Source organism: Planococcus notacanthi, from assembly GCF_030407825.1.
Lineage (GTDB): Bacteria > Bacillota > Bacilli > Bacillales_A > Planococcaceae > Planococcus > Planococcus notacanthi.
In genome coordinates, this window is the sequence record NZ_JASDCQ010000003.1 from 218668 (window position 1) to 238790 (window position 20123).

Genomic DNA, 20123 nt, shown 5'->3' on the forward strand with positions numbered 1-20123 from the left:
AAGAAAAGCCGTCTTCGGAATATCCCGAAGACGGCAGTTGTTTACTTTTTGTTTTTAATCAATTGCAATTCCAGATTCAGTGCTTTAAACAGCGCAAAGACCATGAGGATCATCACGAATGAGAAAGGCAATGCCGCGATAATAATGGTGTTCTGCACAGCCGTCAAGCCTCCCACGGACAGTAGGATGGCTGCCACCATTGACTGGGCAATTCCCCAGAGGATCTTGATTTGGTTGCTTGGCACCAAAGAGCCGTGTGTTGACTGCATCCCCAATACGAAAGTAGCGGAGTCAGCAGATGTAATGAAGAATGTTGTAACGAGCAGAATGGCAATGAGCGACATGATAAAACCGAGCGGCATCTCGTTAAACATCGCAAACAATGTCTGTTCTGTAGGGAAAGCTGTTAAATCGATCCCGCTTTTTTGAAAATTGATTGCTGTCGATCCGAAAGTAGCGTACCAGATTCCCGCAAAGGCGCTTGGTGCAAGTACTACGCCAACCAGGAATTCACGGATGGTGCGGCCTTTGGAAATGCGGGCGATAAACATACTGACAAATGGTGCCCATGAAATCCACCATGCCCAGTAGAAGATGGTCCATCCATCCAGCCAGCTGCGATTTTCTGCATCAAGTGGAGCGGATTGGAAGCTCAGGCTGATTAAATTTTGAAGATACTCTCCGAAAGTTTCAGTGAACATATTCAAAATTAGTAGTGTAGGGCCTAATATTAGGACCAGTATCAACAAAATAACTGCTAAAACCATATTGGTATTAGACAGGTATTTGATTCCTTTGTTCAGTCCCGACCATGCAGAAGCGATGAACAAAATAGTCACGGCACCAATGATCAGCATTTGTACCCAATATTCTTGAGGTGCGCCGAACAGATAAGCAATGCCGCCATTAATTTGAGCAGCGCCAAAGCCGAGTGAAGTTGCTACGCCAAAGACTGTAGCAAAAACAGCGAGTACGTCAACGAGTGTTCCCAAGGGACCATTCATCTTATCGCCAAAAATCGGCTTCAATGTTGATGAAATTAATGCAGGTTCGCCTTTTCTGAATTGGAAAAAGGCTAAAGAAAGAGCGACCATTCCATACATCGTCCAGATATGGATGCCCCAGTGGTAATAAGATCGCTGCAAAGCTTCCTTAAACGCAGCATCAGATCCGATTTCTGCCGTTGCAGGTTGAATGGCAAAATGGGATAGCGGCTCTGAAGCGCCATAGAAGACGAGGCCGATGCCCATCCCCGCAGAGAATAACATGGAGATCCAACTGAAAGTCGAAAACTCAGGGCGATCAGAATCTTTGCCAAGCCGGATTTTTCCATAGGGGCTGACGATAATGATGGCAACGAGGATTAGCAGAATGGCCATAATCATTAAATAATACCAGCCAAATGCTGTATTGATATAGTTACGGATGTTTCCCGTGGCAGTTTCAAAGATTTCAGGCGCAATAACGCCGAAAGCGACAGTTAAGATAACCAACGCAAATGTGATGTAAAAGACTTTCGAAGCTTTCTTCATAGTTCCTCCTGAAGTAATTTTTTTAACATAGTTGTTAAGGTTACCTAAAAGCTTACTTATAGTCAACCTAATAAAAGAAAGGAGGGATATTAATTGTCCCATTCCTTCATTTGTTCTTCTTCTGCCACAACTCGCAGGTCATCACCGGAAATCGTCAAAACTTGATAATCAGTTGTTTCCGCATAACGCTCCGCTTCTTTCTTGATGAATTTGGGGGAACCATCAGTTTCTTCATCATAGACTATGAGGATGCCATCGGAATTGCGCAGGAAGAACTTGTTCTTTTCGATGAATTGCCAAGGTGCTTCATAAGGTTTACTGGTCAGGCTGCGGTGAAAATCAGCCTGTTCGATAATCATGCGATAATTTTCCTGCTTGGTTTCATTCCATCTTCCTTCCTGGTCGAGAAAAGGTGTAAGCACAGCGTATTTCAATTCCGGAAATTCTTCCTTCATCTCTAGCACAACTTCAGCAGCCCAGGTTTCAACACCCAGCTGTCCGCTCAAAATTATCCATTCCAATCCTTCATCAAGCAAAGCACGAAAACGATTTTCCAATGCTTTTTTAATGAAAAAGACACCTGGATTCTTTTCGTCAAATATGCCCAGTTCATGTTGCTTATAGCCGGTGACCACCAATCGTTTCAACAATTTGTCCACTCCTCTTGAGGTTTTGCCATCTTACTCTATAGTATAGGCGGCAGAGCGTAAACTCGCATTAATTTCTCCGCATAACGGATGGATTTTTAAATCTGATTATTCAATTTAAAAAGAACGTTTATGATAAGATACAGGAAAAATAGAACGGATTTATTAGTGAACCAAAGGAGTGGATTAAATGGTAAGCCTTGCAGATGTGAAGAAAGCACAGAAAGAAATCCAAGAGACAATCCATCGAACACCGATCTTGACGTCTTCGCTTCTGGATGAACGCTGCGGAATGGAAGTCTTTTTAAAAGCGGAACATCTGCAGAAGACGGGCTCCTTTAAAATAAGGGGAGCCACGAATGCGGTAAAACAAGCAGCAGCGGCTGGAGCACGTTTCATCACAGCAGCGTCTTCAGGCAATCATGGCCAGGCTATTGCTTATATCGCCGGTCGAATGGGCATCCCTGCGATCATTATTGTGCCTGAAGATGCCAATCGCGCCAAAGTGGAAGCGATTAAAGCATACGGGGCCAAGGTTGAGTATTGCGGATTGACTTCCGCTGAACGAATACCGAGAGCCGAGCAATTGGCAGAAAGAAATAATGGGGTCTATATCCCACCTTATGATCACCCCGCGGTCATTGCCGGCCAGGGAACCGTTGCCTTGGAGATTCTTGAACAGGTGCCGGAAGCGGACACCATTGTTGTGCCGGTTGGAGGGGGCGGCTTGATCAGCGGAATTTTATCGGCAGTAAAAAATAGTAAACCCAGCATCCGTATTATCGGAGTCGAACCTGAGACAGCCAATGATACGTTTCTCTCTCTTCAAAAAGGGGAAATCACAGCCATTTCCGGAACTTCAACCATCGCGGACGGATTGCGCACTTCACAGCCTGGTGATTTGACCTTTCCGGTTTTGAAAGAGCATCTCGACGACTTGGTCTTGGTTTCTGAAACTGAAATTAAAGAGGCATTCCGTTTCTTGTTGGAACGCACCAAACAACTAGTAGAACCTTCAGGCGCGACGGCTTTGGCTGCAGTCATGGCAGGTAAGAATGAAATGGAAATTAAAAAGGCCGTTGTCGTTTTAACAGGAGGGAACATCGACCTTCTTAAGATTTCTCATGTACTAGAAAATTGAGGTTTAGATGAACGTCACGCGGGAAAAGTGCCAACAACAGGATGGAAACCAATTGATGAAAGGAGTGGGAGTCATGAGCAAAGAAAAAGAGCCACATGAAAAATTGGCGGATAAAGAACTGGATTTGAAGGCCGCTCAGGAAGTGCATTACAATGACGATTTTAAGAAAGCAGACAATGTTGCCAAGGCGGAAAATCAACAAAACGAAAGCAAGTCCGAAAAATCTGATGACAAGTGATTGAAAAGCTGATTATTACTTAAAGTAATAATCGGCTTTTTTGTATTGAATCGTTTCTTGCAAAAAGAAGTTGAAAGCGGTAACATTAATTTAAGAATTCTGAACATACTAACTAGTTAGTATGTATGTTTTATCAATAGACAGGGGGATGGAAGATGAACGTAATGGATTTATTCAAATTGGAAGGCAAAACGGCAATTGTAACAGGAGGTGGCCGTGGCCTTGGTGCCATGATGGCTGAAGCGTTTGCAGAAGCGGGAGCGAATGTCGTCGTGTGTTCACGAAAAGTGGAGGCCTGCCAGGAAACGGCGGAAAAATTGGATAAAATGGGCGCCGGAACGCTTGCGCTGGCATGTGATGTCACGAATGAAGACGATGTGAAGAATGTTGTTCAGCAAACGCTTGAAAAGTTCGGCTCTATTGATATTCTGGTCAATAATTCCGGAGCTACGTGGGGAGCGCCGGTTGTCGATATGCCGCTGGATGCCTGGCAAAAAGTGATGGATGTCAATGTAACAGGAACATTCCTCATGAGCCGTGAAGCAGGAAAGGCGATGATTGAACAAAAGAGCGGAAAGATCATCAATATTTCATCAGTTGCCGGATTAGGGGGAATCAATCCGACGCTGATGGATACGATAGGCTATAACACCAGCAAAGGTGCGGTCATCACTTTTACGAAAGATTTGGCTGCCAAATGGGGGCAGCATAACATTAACGTCAATGCGATCGCTCCTGGTTTCTTTCCGACCAAAATGTCGAAAGTGGTGATGGAAAAAGGACAGGAGGGCTTGCTTGCCCAAACGCCATTGAATCGTTTCGGCACGGAAGAGGATTTGAAAGGAGCCGCTTTATTCCTGGCATCCAAAGCTTCTGATTATATAACTGGTGATGTCGTTATCGTCGATGGCGGCATGCACGCACTGTAAATTATGGGAAAACGAATGGCGGGGTATGACCATGAAAGCGGAAATCAAACAGAAAAGCATTCTCCTGTTTGAGGAAAAGGGTTTCAGTGAAACTTCCATACAGGATATCGTCGAGGCGTTAGGTGTCACGAAAGGGACTTTCTATTATTACTTCTCAAGCAAAGAACAACTGTTGATGGATATTCATTTAGGCTATATCGACGATCTGCTGAACCGCCAGGAGAAAATCCAGCAAAAGCAAATCAGCAATCGTGAAAAACTGACGCAGCTCATCGCTTTATTGATTACCGACATCGCGAAACATGGACCAAGCGGGAAAGTATTTTTTAGGGAAATGCGCCATCTGGGCGAAGAGAATGCCTTCCAAGTGAAGGGCAAACGTGAAAAATTTCGTAAAAACCTGGAAAAAATCATAATGGACGGTATCGTTCAAAAAGAATTCCGGCAGGGACTTGATCCTGATATCATCGCATTTGCCATTTTAGGTGTCGCTAATTGGAGCTACCAATGGTTCAATCCCTCAGGTGGGATTACAGCGGATCGGTTGGCGGACATATACAGTGATCTGATTCTTAACGGCATCGTTTGAAGATAAAGGAGGAAATGCAATGGCACATGAAATTCCGGTAAAAGTGCGGTTTAGTGAAACTGACGCCTTAGGGCATATCAGCAATATCAGCTATTTTATCTACCTGGAAGAAGCGCGGACTGAATTTTTTGCTGAACTGGGTTTTGGGCGCGACATCAAGAATTGGAAGATCATTCTTGCTTCAGCTTCCTGTGACTTTGTCAGTCAGGGCTATTACAACCAAAAGTTGGTCGTCCGGACAGAAGTCAGCAAAATCGGCAACTCAAGTTTTCAGGTGGTACACGAAATCAATGATGCAGAAAGTGGGGAACTGATTGCAAGAGGACAGGCAAGCGGTGTCCATTTCAATTTCGAAACACAAAAAAGCGAGCCTTTACCCGAAGCAAACCGCCAACAACTGGAAAAGCATTTAATCAAGGAGGCAAGCCATCATGGAAACTAAGACCACAGGATATAAAGGGGCATCCTTCCTTTATAAACCGTCGCAAGATTTTTTCACACCGGAAGATTTCACGGATGAGCATCAATTGATTGCCAAAACAGCAAGGCTTTTTCTTGAAAAGGAAGTACGGCCAAACAATGAAGCTATCGAAAACCAGGATTTCGATTTGGTTAAGGAGCTGTTTGCTAAAGCGGGAGAGCTTGGGCTGCTTGGCCATAGCATTCCGGAAGCATACGGTGGCCTTGGACTGGATAAAATCAGCAAAGGGCTGGTCGGCGAGTCGCTGGGCTCAGCTGGAGGATACGGCGTAGCGCATTCCAATCATACATGCATTGCGACGTTGCCAATCACTTATTTTGGCACGCGAGAGCAAAAAGAGAAATATTTGCCGAAGCTGGCTTCGGGTGAATTTATCGGTGCTTATTGCCTGACGGAGCCGGGAGCAGGGTCCGACGCGCTTTCTGCCAAAACTACTGCCAAGCTCAATGAAGCCGGAACCCATTACCTATTGAACGGAACAAAGATGTTCATCACCAATGCCGCTTTTTCCGATACATTCATTGTTTACGCAAAAGTTGATGGGACAGCCTTTACGGCGTTCATCGTTGAAAAAGACCACCCAGGCCTATCGCTTGGGCAGGAAGAACAGAAGATGGGCATTAAAGGTTCTTCCACGCGATCCGTCATTTTTGAAGATTGCGAAGTGCCGGTGGAGAATTTGCTTGGGGAAATAGGCAAAGGCCATATCATTGCCTTAAATGTCTTGAATTTGGGACGCTACAACCTGGGATCTGCCTGCATGGGTGCAGCAAAATATGGATTGGAGCTAGCATTGAAATATACCAGCGAACGCCGTCAATTCGGCAAAGCGATTGCGGAATTTACGGCTACTCAAGAAAAATTGGCCAATATGGCTCTTCGCATCTACGCCTCTGAATCTCTTCAATACCGGACTGCGGGGTATTTGGAAGATGCGCTGGGTGGGCTTTATGAATCGGACGATTACGACTTTATTGCTAAACAGCTGATGGAGTATGCAGTTGAATGTGCGGTCTGCAAAGTGCATGGCTCGGAAACGCTCGACTTTGTAGCTGATGAGGCACTGCAGCTACATGGCGGTTACGGTTTTATTAAAGAATATAAAGTGGAGCAAATGTACCGTGATTCACGGATCAACCGGATCTTTGAAGGCACAAATGAAGTCAATCGGTTGCTGATTCCAGGGAATTTGTTGAAGCAGGCGGCTAAAGGTAAGCTGCCATTGCCGCAATTGACAGCATCTGCTATTGAAGAAATGAAATCTCCAAAAGCCGTAACAAACTCGCCTATTTCCCGGGAAATAGAAGCCGTCCAGGCAATCCGCCGCATCTTTCTGTTTTGTACTGGCATGGCCTATGAAACATACGGAAACAGTCTCGGTGAAGAGCAGGAAGTGCTGATGGCATTGGCGGATATCGCTATTGCTTTATACGCTCTCGAATCTGCGGTGATGAGAACGGAGAAAGCAATGGCAACAGAAAGCGAACAGCAGCATGCGCTGAAAATGTTGATGATCCAGGCTTTGGCGAGCGATACACTTATGGAAGTGGAAATGGCGGCCCGTAAAATGATCCAGGCAGTTTCTGATGAAAATCAATTGGCGCGCAATACAGCCGCAGTGATAAACGAACTGAACCGTCTGCAGCACGGGGGCATGGATAAAGTGAAGCGGCAGATTGCTAAGGATTTATTAGAAGCGGAACACTATATTTGCTAGGGGGAATTATTGATGAAGGTTATTAAATTTGAAGAATACGGTGGACCTGATGTCTTGCAGTTCGTGGAAGCTGAAAAGCCGGATCCATCTGCTACAGAAGTCATTATTGAAGTGAAAGCAATCGGCGTCAATTATGCAGATACAGCGAGGCGTGAAGGGAAATATGTCGTCCCGACGGAACTGCCGTATATTCCAGGGTCGGAAGTGGCTGGCGTAATCGTCGAAGTGGGGGGAAACGTCGAAAAGTTTAAAACGGGCGATCGTGTTGTTGCGCTCATCGGTTCTGCAGGCTACGCCGAATATGCAGCTGTCGACCAAAGTGTGCTGACAGAAGTGCCGGAAGGCGTCGACTTTGATCAGGCTGTGGCGCTGCCGCTGCAGGGATTAAGTGCTTATCATATTTTAAAAACCATGGGCCGTCTGGAACCAGGGGAGACAGTATTGATTCACGCTGCTGCAGGTGGTGTCGGCGCCATCGCCGTCCAATTAGCCAAGATTTTTGGGGCTGGAAAAATTATCGCAACAGCGAGTACGGAAGAAAAACTATTTCATGCGCAGAAAATGGGTGCTACCCACCTGGTCAACTACACGGAAGAAGGATGGGTAGAAAAAGTGAAGAGCCTTACTGACGGTAAAGGCGTAGACTTGGCGCTGGAAATGGTCGGCGGTGAAGTCTTCAATAAAACGGTGAAATGCTTAGCTCCATTCGGCAGGCTTGTCATATTCGGTGCAGCCAGCGGAGAACAGGCGTCATTCAACCCTGGTCAATTGATGCGCAAAAACCAGTCAGTCATCGGCTTTTTTCTGCCACAGATTATGCGTTACCCGGAATTATTCCAGCGAAGCTTCAGTGAATTATTGACTTATATGAAGAGTGGAGAGTTGATTTTGACGATCGGCGGTACGTATCCATTGGAAGAAGCAGCGAAGGCTCATCATTCGTTGCAGGGGCGAAAAACCATCGGGAAGCTGGTTTTGAAGCCGTGACGCAGCATGTATCAAATAATGGCTTTGAAACTGCGGCGATGCTGGAAAAATTGGGAGTTGAAGCGATCCGGATTGATTTGCCTTTTCGTTTAAATCACGTCAACTGCTTCTTGGCCGAAACTGGGCAGGGGTGGACAGTCATTGATGCTGGATTAAACAATGACTATACGAGAGCTTTATGGGAACGCAAGCTGCAAGGCAAACAGGTCACTGATATATTGGTGACCCATTATCATCCGGACCATTTCGGCTATGCAGGTGGATTGCAGGAAAAGACGGGAGCAAAAGTTCGAATGACCCAGACGGATGCGGCAGCAGGAATGGCGTCGTGGGCAGATCCTTTTTTGGAAACCATTCCTGAAAACTACAGAGCGTCGGGAATTCCTGAAAGCCAGGCAGTGCAGATGGCAAAGAATACGGAAGAATTCAAGCCTTTGGTATCGCCTTTGCCGAAAATCGAACAGTATTTAGCAGAAGGGGACCTTGTGCAGATCGGCCACAATGAATACCGGGTGATCTCTACGCCAGGCCATTCCGACGGCATGATTTGCTTCTATAATGAAGAGCACCGGACATTGTTTTCAGCAGACCACATTCTGCCTAAAATAACACCCAATATTTCGTATTGGTTTCATGGAGAAAAGGATCCTCTAGCGTCATACTTAGCGTCTTTGAAAAAAGTTAGGAAATTGGATGCGGGATTCGTCATTCCGTCTCATGGAAGCCCATTTTATGATGCCAATCAGCGAATCGATGAACTGTTGAGGCACCATGACGAGCGGCTTGAAGAAACGCTGGAGGCAATCACTGCGCCGAAAACCATCTTCAAAGCATGTGAAACATTGTTCCGGCGGCCTTTGAACGTTCATGAAATGCGTTTTGCTGTGGGAGAAACACTGGCACATCTGGAACACTTGAGGCACAAAAAGGAATGTAGACGCGAAATGACAAATGGCATTTGGCTATATGAAAAAGTATAGAAGAGGGGTGCAGTCATGAAAATTCTGATTGTAGGTGCAGGAGCGATTGGTGGATACTTTGGCGGACGATTGCTCGAAAAAGGGGAAGACGTCACTTTTCTGGTGAGGGAAGGAAGAAAAGAGAAGCTGCAGCAAACTGGCTTGAATATCCAAAGCAAACACGGGGATCTGCAGCTTTCTCCTAAACTGATCACAAAAAAAGAACAAAGTGCGCCTTTTGATGTGGTGTTGTTGTCCACCAAATCCTATCAGCTGAAAAACGCGATAGAAGATGTAAAGGCGTTTGTCGACAGCAATACCATGATTCTGCCTTTGTTGAATGGGATCGCTCATTTGACTCCGTTGGTCGAAGCTTTTGGAGAAGAACGCGTCATCGGAGGCTTATGCTTTGTCGAAACGACATTAGCGGAAGATGGCACCATTGTCCAGACAAGTCCCACTCATCAATTGATCTACGGTGAACGGACAGGCGACGATACGCAACGTATACAAAGATTGGAACAGGCTTTTAGTGGAACCAAGGCGGATTTCATCAGGAGCGATAACATCGAACAGGAAATGTGGCATAAGTATTTGTTTATCACAGCCATGTCGGGCATCACTTCCATGATGGAATCGCCTATTGGGCCGATACGGGAACTTGAATCGGGACAGCGTACAATCCAGACATTGCTGGAAGAGCTTGCAGCTATTATGGGAAAGATGGAAGCTCCTATCCAACGGGAAATTGCGGATATGCAATTAAAGCGGATCAACAGCATGTCGGCAGAAATGAAATCTTCCATGCAGCGGGATATCGAAAAAATGCAGGCTACGGAAGCTGAACATCTGCAGGGCTACTTGCTCGCGCGGGCTAAAGAATTAGAAATGCAGGTTCCTGTTCTTGAAATCATCTATACGAAATTAAAGTTATATGAGCAAAAATTGACTAAAGATGCTTAAGCTCCTTGTCTATTAAAGGCAAGAAGCGTTGTATAAAATGACTTTGCCACTCAAGTTGGTTTAAGCGAAATAATTATTGTCAGAACATTTACAATATTATCGCACTCCTCTATGATTGGTGTACAAGCAATTTGGAAAGCTTGCAAAAAAATAGGAAAAGGGGTTGGAAATGTGAATGCCATTGCGTTGGCCGCTATTGGAATTTTCATATTTATTCTGGGGTACCGCTTTTATTCTAAATTTGTAGCAGAAAAGATTTTCAGGCTTGATCCGAATTATGTAACACCGGCCCATCGCTTTAAAGATGGAGTCGATTTCGTACCTACCAATAAATTTGTATTATGGGGACATCATTTTACTTCCGTTGCGGGAGCTGCTCCAATTTTAGGGCCAGCTATAGCTGTCTATTGGGGCTGGTTGCCGGCAGTATTATGGGTAGTTCTCGGAACGGTTTTTGCTGCCGGTGTCCATGATTTCGGCACACTGGTTTTGTCGGTCCGGAACAAAGGGCAATCAGTCGGGACGCTCGCGCATCGTTTGATCGGCCAGCGCGGAAAGGTTTTGTTTCTGTTCATCATTCTGATTCTGGTTTTGATGGTCAATGCTGTATTTGCCTGGGTAATCGCTAACTTGTTTATTTCTTACCCCGCCAGTGTTATACCGGTTTTCATCCAGATTCCATTAGCAATTTGGATCGGTCATGCTGTTTATAAAAAGAACAAGAAAATGCTAGTCCCATCACTTATCGCTTTGGCAGTCATGTACATAACTGCTGTAGTTGCCAGCCAAGTGAGCTTTTTGCAAATCGACCTGGTGCAATATATGGGTGGAGAAGATGGAGCAGGATTATTTGGGTTAGGTTCAATTTCAACAGCCTTCTTTATCTGGATCATCATCTTGATGGTCTACGTCTACATCGCTTCCACTTTGCCCGTCTGGAAATTGCTGCAGCCGCGTGACTTTATCAACTCGCATCAATTGATTGTCGGACTAGGCATCCTGTATTTGGGGTTACTGTTCACCAACCCGGACATAACTGCACCAATTACCAATCCGGATGCTGATATTTCCTGGTTCCCATTGTTGTTCATTACGATTGCCTGTGGTGCGATATCCGGTTTCCATGGACTTGTGTCTTCCGGTACTTCATCTAAACAGCTCGATAAAGAAACCGATGCCCGTTTTGTCGGTTATTTAGGCGCTGTGGGTGAAGGGGTCTTAGCGCTGATTTCCATCATTGCCGTTATTACCTTGTTCCCGGACAAAGAGACGTTCTTTGCGACTTACAGCAGCTTCCAGGCTTCTAACGGAGCCGGGTTAGGTGCTTTTATCGAAGGGGCCACCAATTTAGCTCAAGGCCTGCTGATTCCTGCGGAAGTGGCGTCAACCATTGTTTCCATCATCGTGGTGTCATTTGCAGCTACAACGTTGGACACGTCAGTCCGCTTAATGCGCTACATCATTTCAGAGCTGGGTGTCGAATACAAAATTCCATCTCTTGAGAAAAAGCATGTCGCGACTACTATCGCAGTTGGAGCAAGTGCTGCACTGGTCCTGCTTCCGGAAGGCCCGAATGGTTTCGGTTCAGGCGGCTACTTGTTATGGCCGTTATTCGGTACCGCCAACCAGCTGCTTGCCGGCATCAGTTTGCTGCTGATTTCCATCTGGCTCCGAAAACTTGGTCGAAATTACATGGTGACGATCATTCCGATGATCTTCCTGATGTTTATGACGCTATGGGCCATGTTCCAGCAGGTCTTCCTGCAATGGGCTTGGTATGCGGACCAGCCAAGTACGCTGCTGTTCGTATTTGGTGCGATCATCTTCGTCTTTACACTTTGGATTATCTTGACGGCAATTCAAGCGTTGCTTAAGAAAGCAGACCCTGACTTTTCAGGTGACGAATAAAGAGCGGTTTCAGTTAATGGAGAGTCTGCCTCAATGACTGGACAAAATAGGACGATGGCCAAGGGATCATGCAATTTGTGGTCCCTTCCATTTATATTAAGGAAGAGGTGCTGTTATGTTGGTGTTCGATAAACTGAAGCAGTTGATTGCTTATTATGAAGCCGTCCTTGAATTGCCGCACCGTACTGAAATTGCACGTGAACTTCGGGATGAGGACGACTTGTTTCTGTTGATGCTCTACTCGGAGATGCTTGGAATTCCCAACCCTGTTTATTACTACACATTGGAGTTGTATCCTTACATGATTGAAGAGTTTCATGACTGGCATCTGCGGATGGGGATGGATAAATCACCGTTAACCGGTATTCGTTGCTGTTAGTTTCATTAGGAATGAGGGAATGGAATGGATGTACTGTCAAAAAGCATCATTTTTGTAGGAGGAAAAGGCGGCGTTGGAAAATCGACATCAGCTGCGGCCATAGCCTGGAAGTCAGCGGAAGATGGCAATAAAACCTTATTGATTTCGACAGACCCAGCACATAATGTGGGAGATATTTTCAACCAGAAAATCGGCGGCAAAACGAAAGCGATCGCCGATAACCTGTATGCTCTTGAAATCGATCCGGAAATTGAAACGGATAATTATATCAAAACGGTGAAAGCCAATATCAAAGGTACGGTCCATTCCAGTATGATGGAAGAAGTGAACCGCCAATTGGATACCGCCAAAGCGTCCCCGGGTGCAGACGAAGCAGCCCTGTTCGATAAGTTGATCCACATCATCTTGGAAGAACGCCAAAACTTCGATAAACTGGTATTTGATACAGCTCCGACTGGCCATACGATCCGGCTGTTGACGCTGCCTGAACTGATGGGGGTCTGGATTGAAGGGCTATTGGAAAAACGGCGAAAAACCAATGAAAATTACACACAGCTATTGAATGACGGCGAACCGAGAGAAGATCCCATCTACGATGTGCTGAGAGAACGGCAGGAACGGTTTTCAAAAGCACGGGATCTTCTGCTGGATGAACAAGTAACAGGGTTTATCTTTGTATTGAATCCAGAACGGCTCCCGATATTGGAAACTAAAAAAGCGCTGGATCTTCTGCATAACTATCACCTGCATGTCAAAACACTCATCATCAATAAAATATTGCCGGAAGAAGCAGATGGTGAATTTTTATTGGAACGGAAAAAGCACGAGAAGAAATACTTGCAGTTGATCGCAGAGACATTTCCGAAACAAAAGCTGGTCCGTGTCCCGTTATTTTCGCAGGACATTGTCAACAAGACGCAGCTGGAGCTATTCAGTGAATATTTTAAGGAAGGGTGACTGGAGTGAGAGCATTCGTAATCGAATCCGGTGAACTGAAAGTGAAAGATATGGAAGAACCTAAAGCGAAACCCGGTGAAGTCGTGGTGTCTTTAAGAGCTGCCGGCATTAACCGTAGAGATTTGGGCTTGCCCAAGCGATACGGGGATAAGCCTGATGCCCTCATCATCGGCTCAGATGGAGCAGGCATAATCGAATCTGTAGGTGAAGGTGTAACCGACTTTGCTTACGGGGATGAGGTGATTATCAATCCTGCTTTGCGTTGGCATGCCAATAGCGATGCACCGCCTCCGGAATTTGATATTTTGGGCATGCCGGACCATGGAACATTTGCCGAGAAAATTGCCATATCTGCTGGGCAGGTGGAAAAGAAACCCCGTTACATGAGTTGGGAAGAAGCAAGCAGTCTGGCTTTGCCGGCCTTGACGGGCTACCGTGCCTTGTTTACAAAAGGACGATTGAAAAAAGGGGATACCTTGTTTATTCCGGGCGCCGGCAGTGGAGTCGCAACATTTTTGATTCAATTCGCCAAAAGTGTGGGGGCGCGAGTAATTGTTACGTCACGAAGCGAAGAAAAATGCCGGCATGCCAAAGACATTGGTGCTGATTTGGCCATTGCGACAGACAGCGACTGGCCGGAAGAATTAGCGGGTGAAACTGTGGATCTCGTTATCGACAGTGTAGGAGCAGCCACTTTCAACCGTTCACTCGATGTTTTGAAAAAAGGTGGCCGAATCGTCATATTCGGTGCGACGACTGAAGACAATGTCGATTTCAATTTGCGGAAATTCTTCTATGGGCAATACCAGCTGTTCGGTTCAACGATGGGAAGCCGTGAAGAACTGCGGGCCATGCTGTCGCACATGGAGTCGAATCAGCTCCGGCCTGTCATCGATAAAGTATTTCCTTTGGAACAGGCACAGGAAGCGTTTGATCATTTAGCTTCCGGCAGCCAGTTTGGAAAAGTCGTTTTGCGCATTCGTGAATAAAAATTTGAAACTTTTCAGTCAGCCAGCCGTATAGTAAGTATAAGAAAGATTTGACTGGAGGTTTATGTGATGGAAAACACAGGTTTGAAAATACTCGTCCACGCCAGTGCGTTTTTTGCTCCGTTTCTTGTCCCGGTAATTGTTTTTCTGATTTCTGCTGACAAAGAAGTGAAGAAGCTGTCTATTCAGGCATTGCTTTTTCAATTAGTCTTGGGTGTACTGATTTTTATTTCTAGCTTGTTGATCGTTTTCCTTGTCGGCATCCCGATGTTGATTGTCTTCGGGCTGATGGGCATCATCATTCCGATAATGGGGATTATCAGAGCTCTGAACAATGAACAGTTCGACTATCCGATTGTCGGAAGCTGGTACCAATAAAAAAAGCCCTTTGGGGCTTTTTTTATTGGTCTATTCAGCTTAACAATCAGTGGAGGATGAAGAATCCCCGCTAATCGAAATTTCTTCTTACATACAAAAAACAGCCACTGCTCCCTTGGATTTTTAGGGAGAAAGTGGCTGTTTTTATGCTGCTTTAACGGTCAGTGGGGGATTAAGTCCCTACTGATTAAAGTTTCTTTTTATTCGAGGATATAGGCTAGAGCTTTAATCGCCTGGTCGCAGGTTTCGACTGTGGCGTTTGCTTTTCGTGACAATTCTTTTAATGGATGATGCAGCTTCTCTGGACGGATAATGATGACCGGCTTGCCTGAAGCAAGTGCTGTGCTGGCATCCATCGCCGTATTCCATTGCTTGTACTGCTCGCCGAAAAGAGCGATGACCAAATCTGCTTTGTGCATCAGCACGCCGGTGCGCAAATTGTTGAAGCTTGAAGCGGCATGGTCTTTAGCGACGGCATCATGCTGTGGACCAAGAATGTCTTCACCAATGTCATCTGAGCGGCCATGATTTTCCATAGGCCCCACAAAGTCGATCGGCAAATCTAAAGCTGCTGATTTTTTCTTGATTTCTTCACGCCAGGTGCTGTGGATTTCTCCGGCAAGATAAACAGTTAATCTCATCATTTCACCCTCCAAAAGCCATTTCCTCCAGTGTATCATAGTAAGATAGAAGGGTTAAATGATCTGGCGCTCTTTCTGCGTAACGGGCATCAGTGAAAGCACATTATCCATTTTAAATGTGCGTTTCTTGTGGCGAAGAAAGCAGTAGGCCTGGAATGAGTTTCCACTGACTTTTAAAATTTTGACGCGGCGTTTGCTGATGCTGCCATCATTGGCCATATACATCATATCGACAAGCTGCTGGTATTTAAATGCTTTTAGGATTTGTGCTTTCATGATTAACCCTCCCTATAATAAGAACATTTGTTCTTATTATAGAACATGCATTCGATAAAAACAAGTAGACCGTATCGTGTATAATGGAACGAACATATATTCTTTTAACGTGAAGAAAGGAGCAATACGATGAAGTTTTTTCATACTGCCGACTGGCATTTAGGCAAGCTTGTGCAGGGAATCTATATGACAGAAGAACAGCAATTTGTGCTGGCGCAATTTATAGATGCAATAAAAGAGGAACAGCCCGACGCGGTCATTATTGCAGGAGACTTGTATGACCGTGCAGTACCGCCGACCGATGCGGTCAATTTATTGGACGAAGTGCTGGCGAAAATCGTCTTGGAGTTGAAGACACCGGTATTGGCGGTAGCCGGAAACCACGATAGCCCAGGGAGATTGAATTTCGGCAGCCGGGTGATGAAGATGAACGGAATCCATATCGCTGGCCATGTCCATAAAGAACATCAGGCTGTTATTTTGAACGATGAGTTCGGGGAAGTCCATTTTCATTTGGTGCCCTATACGGATCCATCGATGGTTCGCTATGCATTTGAAGATGATGCGATCCGCAGCCACAATGATGCGATGAAAGCCATTACTGAAAACATAAAATCTTTATACGATCCGCAGGCTCGCCATGTTTTTGTCGGCCATGCTTTTGTGACGCCTCATGGGGAGCAGGAAGAGAACACCAGTGACTCTGAACGTCCGCTGTCGATTGGAGGGGCGGAACACGTTGATGCCCACCATTTCAAAGGGTTTCATTACACAGCACTTGGCCATTTGCACAAAGCCCATTATGTGTTGAATGAAACCATCCGTTACTCGGGATCTCCTTTAAAATATTCAATTTCAGAAGAACATCACCAAAAGGGTTTTCACATTATTGAAATGGATGCGGCAGGAGAAGTATCTGTAAGCAAGCGGCTGTTTTCGCCGAGGCGCAATATGCGTACCGTCGAAGGAACGATAGAGGAAATTCTGCGCCATGAAATCAGCGATGATTTTGTTTTCGTGACTTTATTGGATGAGGCACCTGTGTTGTTTCCAATGGAAAAAGTCCGCTCTGTTTATCCGAATGCCATGCATGTGGAGCGGAAAAAGTTTTCAGGAAGCATGCTGCAAAGCGAAGCTGTTTCGCGCAGGAAAATGGATTCATTGTCTTTATTCCATGCTTTTTATGAAGAAGTGAAAGGCGAAAAAGCGGCTGCTGAAACCACGGACATTTTTAAAAATGTACTTCAGGAATTCCTGCATGAAGAACCGGCCGGCAAAGAAGAGGTGAAGTCATGAAACCCTTAAAACTGAAAATGACCGCATTCGGTCCATACAAAAATACCGAAGAAATTGATTTTGCCGATTTACAGGGAAACCAGCTGTTCGTCATTTCAGGCAGCACCGGTTCAGGGAAGACGACCATCTTTGATGGCATCTGCTTTGCCCTGTACGGGTCGGCGAGCGGGTCCGACCGCAGCGAGTCGCGCATACTGAGAAGTGATTTTGCGGATGATGCCAGCCATACCTGTGTTGAAATGGAATTCGAAATGCACGGCAAGGTCTACCGCATTTTGCGCCAGATGGGCCATGTGAAAAAAGGGAATAAAAGCGCAACCGGGGAACGCTATGAGTTTTTTGAACGCACGGAAGAAGGAGAAAAACCTTGTGTCGAACGGCAGATCGTTTCGGAGATCAACCGCCGCGTTGAAGAGGTTATTGGACTGACACAAAATCAATTCAGCCAAATCGTCATGCTTCCGCAAGGTGAATTCCGTAAATTGCTGACGTCGGAGACAGACAACAAAGAAGAGATTCTGCGCAAGATCTTTAAGACGGAACCGTATAAGCTGATCAGCGAACGCCTCAAGCAGAAGAAAGATGCAGCAGCAAAAACGTTTGAACGTGAACAGCAGGAGCTGAATATTTACATCCAGCGAATCGCGACATCATTGCCGCATCGCGATTCGGAGCTTTTCGAAGTGTTGGGCCGTGAGCATATGAATATCAATCAAGTGCTTGCCGGATTGGAAAATGAGGCCGCTTATTACAGACAGAAGATCAGCCTGGACGAACAAAAGTATCAGGCCGTCTATCAACTGCATGCCGACAAAATGAGCGCTTATCATGAGTCGAAGAAGTGGAACGACCGTTTTGGCGAGCTGGAAGTGAAAAAAGATCAGCTTGACCGTCTTGAACAGCAGCAAACACACTATGCAGAAAAAGAAAAAACGCTTCAATTGGCGGAACGCGCCAGCTATATTACGGGCATCGAAAACCTGTTCCATGAGTTGCGCACGAATGAACACGAGAAAAAGGAGTTGCTGAAGACTGCAACCCGGAAAAAAATGCAGGCGGAGCAAGCAAAACTCTCGGCTGAGCAGGCATTTAATGAACAGCAGGAACTTCAGGGAGAACGGGAAAAACTGCGTGAACAAGTTCTTTATTTCGAAAAGTTGTTGCCCGCCATTAAGGAATTAGCCCATAAAAAAGAAAAGTTGGCCCTTCTGGAGAAAGAAGCGGAGCAATCGGAAATTCACCTTAAACAGGCCGAAAAAGAGTTCAACGCCCAAAAAGAAGAGAAGCAGAAGTTGGATGGACAGATTGCTGAACTGGAAATTTTTTTGGAAGCAGCTGATGAAACGCAGCAGGAGCTGGCCAGCGTCACAGAAAAGCACAGAGTGGCTGCAGAATACGTTTTATTGAAACAGCAACGCCGAAAACAGGAAGCTGTCCAGGAAGCGAAGAAGAGGGATTTTGAACAGGCAAATACGGCTTATCGTGGACTGGAAGCTCAGTGGTTTGCCAACCAGGCCCATATTCTTGCAGACCAATTGCATGATGGGGAAGCCTGCCCTGTCTGTGGAAGCCTGGATCATCCGGGAACGGAGTTGAAGCCAGGGCAGACAGTATCAAAAGAACAAGTCGAATCGGCAAAGTCCGCCTTTGATCAAGTGGATGGTGATTACCGGAATGCGTCTGCTCAGCTCTTTGCTTTGGATGAACAGCTGAAGAAACAGAGCAAGCATTTGGCCAGCCTGGAAGTGGATGCGGAACAGGCAGAAGTACACCTGCGCCACCTTGAAGAGGAGAAAGATCAGTTAACAGAGCTGATTACAGAACAGCAGGCAAGAAAACAGGAGTTGCGGAAATGCAAAGAACAAGTGGCTGTCTGTATCCGGAAAATAGAGCAATTGGAACAGAACAGACGCGGGTTGGAGGAGGAAGTGCAGAAGCGTTCATCTTCCTTCCAGGCAGCAAAAGCCGTGTTCGAAAATGAATTGGCTGCCGTTCCTGAAAATCTGCGGGAGTTGCCTGTTCTGAAACAACAGCTCGAACAAGCTTCTGCTAAAAAACAGCAGCTGGAGCAGGGCTGGATCAATGTCCAGGAGCAGTTCCAAACATCAAAGGAGCAATTGGCAAGTGCAGTGGTTTCCGTGCAGCATGCCAAAGCGACAGCGGAAGAAATAGCAGAAAAGAGAGAAAAAGCGCAACAGCAATTTGAAGAGGCTTTGATAAAATCGGCATTCGATTCTGAAGAATCCTACCAGCAGGCGAAATTGGCAGATGCGGCATTTGCAGCCTTGAAAAAAGATATTGTAGAGTTTAATCAGGCTCGCCATACTTTATTGCAGCAGGTCAGTGAACTGGAGGGACTGTTGGCAGGCCAAAGACTGAAAGACTTGAGCCAGGCCGAAGCAGAGTTATCGGAATTGAAAGAAGCCTACGAGCAGGCACTTGTGGAACGCAACCGCTCACAGGATTTTGAAAGAGCCGGATTGGGGCTGATTGCCAACATTCAAGGAGTGATTGAAAAAGCTGTAGAAGCTGAGCAGGCTTTAAACCGGATTGCGGACCTTCATGACATGATCCGGGGCCAGAATGGCTTGAAGATTTCGTTTGAGCGCTACTTGCAAATTGAATATTTGGAGCAGATTATCCTGTCAGCCAATGAACGGCTGAAGAATCTCTCCAATGGCCAGTTCCATTTGATCCGCAGCGACCGGCAGGAAGCACGCGGCAAACAAAGCGGGTTGGGCTTGGATGTCTATGATGCCTATACAGGACAGACACGTGACGTGAAAACCATGTCGGGTGGAGAAAAATTCAATGCTTCGCTGTGCCTGGCACTCGGGATGGCAGATGTCATTCAGAGCTTCCAAGGCAACGTCTCGATTGATACGATGTTCATTGATGAAGGATTCGGTTCACTGGATGAAGAGTCACTCAATAAATCAATCGAAACTTTGATTGATCTGCAGAAATCAGGTCGCATGATCGGTGTCATTTCACATGTGCAGGAATTGAAGGCAGCAATTCCCGCCATACTGGAAGTTGAAAAATCAAAAGAAGGCTATAGCCGGACGAAGTTTCTCCTCAAATAAATCCAAGTTCCGGAATCAGACGTTTAGAGC

Annotated in this window: 20 protein-coding genes; 16 read left to right on the forward strand and 4 right to left on the reverse strand. The window is 45.9% G+C overall.

Annotated features, from left to right (window positions below):
• Window positions 1-41: 41 nt before the first annotated feature.
• Window positions 42-1532, reverse strand: coding sequence for a glycine betaine uptake BCCT transporter (locus QMA01_RS12355; RefSeq protein WP_191715393.1), 1491 nt, complete (start codon window positions 1530-1532; stop codon window positions 42-44).
• Between the two features lie 89 nt (window positions 1533-1621).
• On the reverse strand, window positions 1622-2182 hold the full coding sequence (locus tag QMA01_RS12360) for an SLOG family protein (RefSeq protein WP_191715394.1): 561 nt from the start codon (window positions 2180-2182) through the stop codon (window positions 1622-1624).
• A gap of 187 nt (window positions 2183-2369) precedes the next feature.
• On the opposite strand from QMA01_RS12360, the gene QMA01_RS12365 reads away from it, so the two are divergent.
• The 14 genes from QMA01_RS12365 to QMA01_RS12430 all read left to right on the forward strand — a co-directional run bounded on the left by QMA01_RS12365 (window position 2370) and on the right by QMA01_RS12430 (window position 14794).
• Window positions 2370-3320, forward strand: a complete 951-nt coding sequence (locus QMA01_RS12365; protein WP_290186184.1) for a threonine ammonia-lyase — start codon at window positions 2370-2372, stop codon at window positions 3318-3320.
• Window positions 3321-3393: 73 nt separating this feature from the next.
• On the forward strand, window positions 3394-3558 hold the full coding sequence (locus QMA01_RS12370; RefSeq protein ID WP_290186183.1) for a YfhE family protein: 165 nt from the start codon (window positions 3394-3396) through the stop codon (window positions 3556-3558).
• A gap of 155 nt (window positions 3559-3713) precedes the next feature.
• The gene (locus tag QMA01_RS12375) at window positions 3714-4487 is read left to right on the forward strand and encodes an SDR family oxidoreductase (protein WP_191715397.1); all 774 of its coding nucleotides are present in this window, start codon (window positions 3714-3716) and stop codon (window positions 4485-4487) included.
• Window positions 4488-4518: 31 nt separating this feature from the next.
• Window positions 4519-5076, forward strand: coding sequence for a TetR/AcrR family transcriptional regulator (locus QMA01_RS12380; protein ID WP_191715398.1), 558 nt, complete (start codon window positions 4519-4521; stop codon window positions 5074-5076).
• Window positions 5077-5095: 19 nt separating this feature from the next.
• Window positions 5096-5518 (forward strand): acyl-CoA thioesterase, encoded by a 423-nt coding sequence (locus tag QMA01_RS12385; RefSeq protein ID WP_191715399.1) that lies wholly within the window; start codon window positions 5096-5098, stop codon window positions 5516-5518.
• Window positions 5508-7274, forward strand: coding sequence for an acyl-CoA dehydrogenase family protein (locus QMA01_RS12390; protein ID WP_290215111.1), 1767 nt, complete (start codon window positions 5508-5510; stop codon window positions 7272-7274). Before QMA01_RS12385 ends, QMA01_RS12390 begins: the two co-directional genes overlap by 11 nt.
• A gap of 12 nt (window positions 7275-7286) precedes the next feature.
• A complete protein-coding gene (locus QMA01_RS12395) occupies window positions 7287-8261 on the forward strand; it encodes a quinone oxidoreductase family protein (RefSeq protein WP_191715401.1) in 975 nt (324 codons plus the stop codon).
• Entirely contained in the window at window positions 8258-9241 is a 984-nt protein-coding gene (locus QMA01_RS12400) for an MBL fold metallo-hydrolase (protein ID WP_290186179.1), read from the forward strand. Before QMA01_RS12395 ends, QMA01_RS12400 begins: the two co-directional genes overlap by 4 nt.
• Before the next feature lie 15 nt (window positions 9242-9256).
• Window positions 9257-10183 carry a ketopantoate reductase family protein gene (locus tag QMA01_RS12405; RefSeq protein ID WP_290215112.1) on the forward strand — a complete coding sequence of 309 codons (927 nt, stop codon included), beginning with the start codon at window positions 9257-9259 and terminating at the stop codon, window positions 10181-10183.
• Window positions 10184-10354: 171 nt separating this feature from the next.
• Window positions 10355-12091, forward strand: a complete 1737-nt coding sequence (locus QMA01_RS12410) for a carbon starvation CstA family protein (RefSeq protein ID WP_191715403.1) — start codon at window positions 10355-10357, stop codon at window positions 12089-12091.
• A 115-nt stretch (window positions 12092-12206) separates the two neighbouring features.
• Window positions 12207-12470 (forward strand): cory-CC-star protein, encoded by a 264-nt coding sequence (locus QMA01_RS12415; RefSeq protein ID WP_191715404.1) that lies wholly within the window; start codon window positions 12207-12209, stop codon window positions 12468-12470.
• Window positions 12471-12494: 24 nt separating this feature from the next.
• Window positions 12495-13427, forward strand: a complete 933-nt coding sequence (locus tag QMA01_RS12420) for an ArsA family ATPase (RefSeq protein WP_191715405.1) — start codon at window positions 12495-12497, stop codon at window positions 13425-13427.
• Between the two features lie 5 nt (window positions 13428-13432).
• Window positions 13433-14416 (forward strand): zinc-binding dehydrogenase, encoded by a 984-nt coding sequence (locus tag QMA01_RS12425; protein WP_191715406.1) that lies wholly within the window; start codon window positions 13433-13435, stop codon window positions 14414-14416.
• Between the two features lie 69 nt (window positions 14417-14485).
• Window positions 14486-14794, forward strand: a complete 309-nt coding sequence (locus tag QMA01_RS12430) for a magnetosome magnetite crystal formation protein family (RefSeq protein WP_191715407.1) — start codon at window positions 14486-14488, stop codon at window positions 14792-14794.
• Between the two features lie 200 nt (window positions 14795-14994).
• On the opposite strand, the gene QMA01_RS12435 is transcribed toward QMA01_RS12430, so the two are convergent.
• Window positions 14995-15435 (reverse strand): YtoQ family protein, encoded by a 441-nt coding sequence (locus QMA01_RS12435; protein WP_191715600.1) that lies wholly within the window; start codon window positions 15433-15435, stop codon window positions 14995-14997.
• Between the two features lie 54 nt (window positions 15436-15489).
• Complete coding sequence (locus QMA01_RS12440) at window positions 15490-15711, reverse strand: transcriptional regulator (RefSeq protein WP_191715408.1); 222 nt, start codon at window positions 15709-15711, stop codon at window positions 15490-15492.
• Between the two features lie 129 nt (window positions 15712-15840).
• Here QMA01_RS12440 and QMA01_RS12445 point away from each other — a divergent pair, with 129 nt between their 5' ends.
• Window positions 15841-17007, forward strand: a complete 1167-nt coding sequence (locus QMA01_RS12445) for an exonuclease SbcCD subunit D (protein WP_290215113.1) — start codon at window positions 15841-15843, stop codon at window positions 17005-17007.
• Window positions 17004-20093 (forward strand): AAA family ATPase, encoded by a 3090-nt coding sequence (locus QMA01_RS12450; RefSeq protein WP_290215114.1) that lies wholly within the window; start codon window positions 17004-17006, stop codon window positions 20091-20093. The genes QMA01_RS12445 and QMA01_RS12450 overlap by 4 nt, the downstream gene beginning before the upstream one ends.
• Window positions 20094-20123 lie beyond the last annotated feature (30 nt).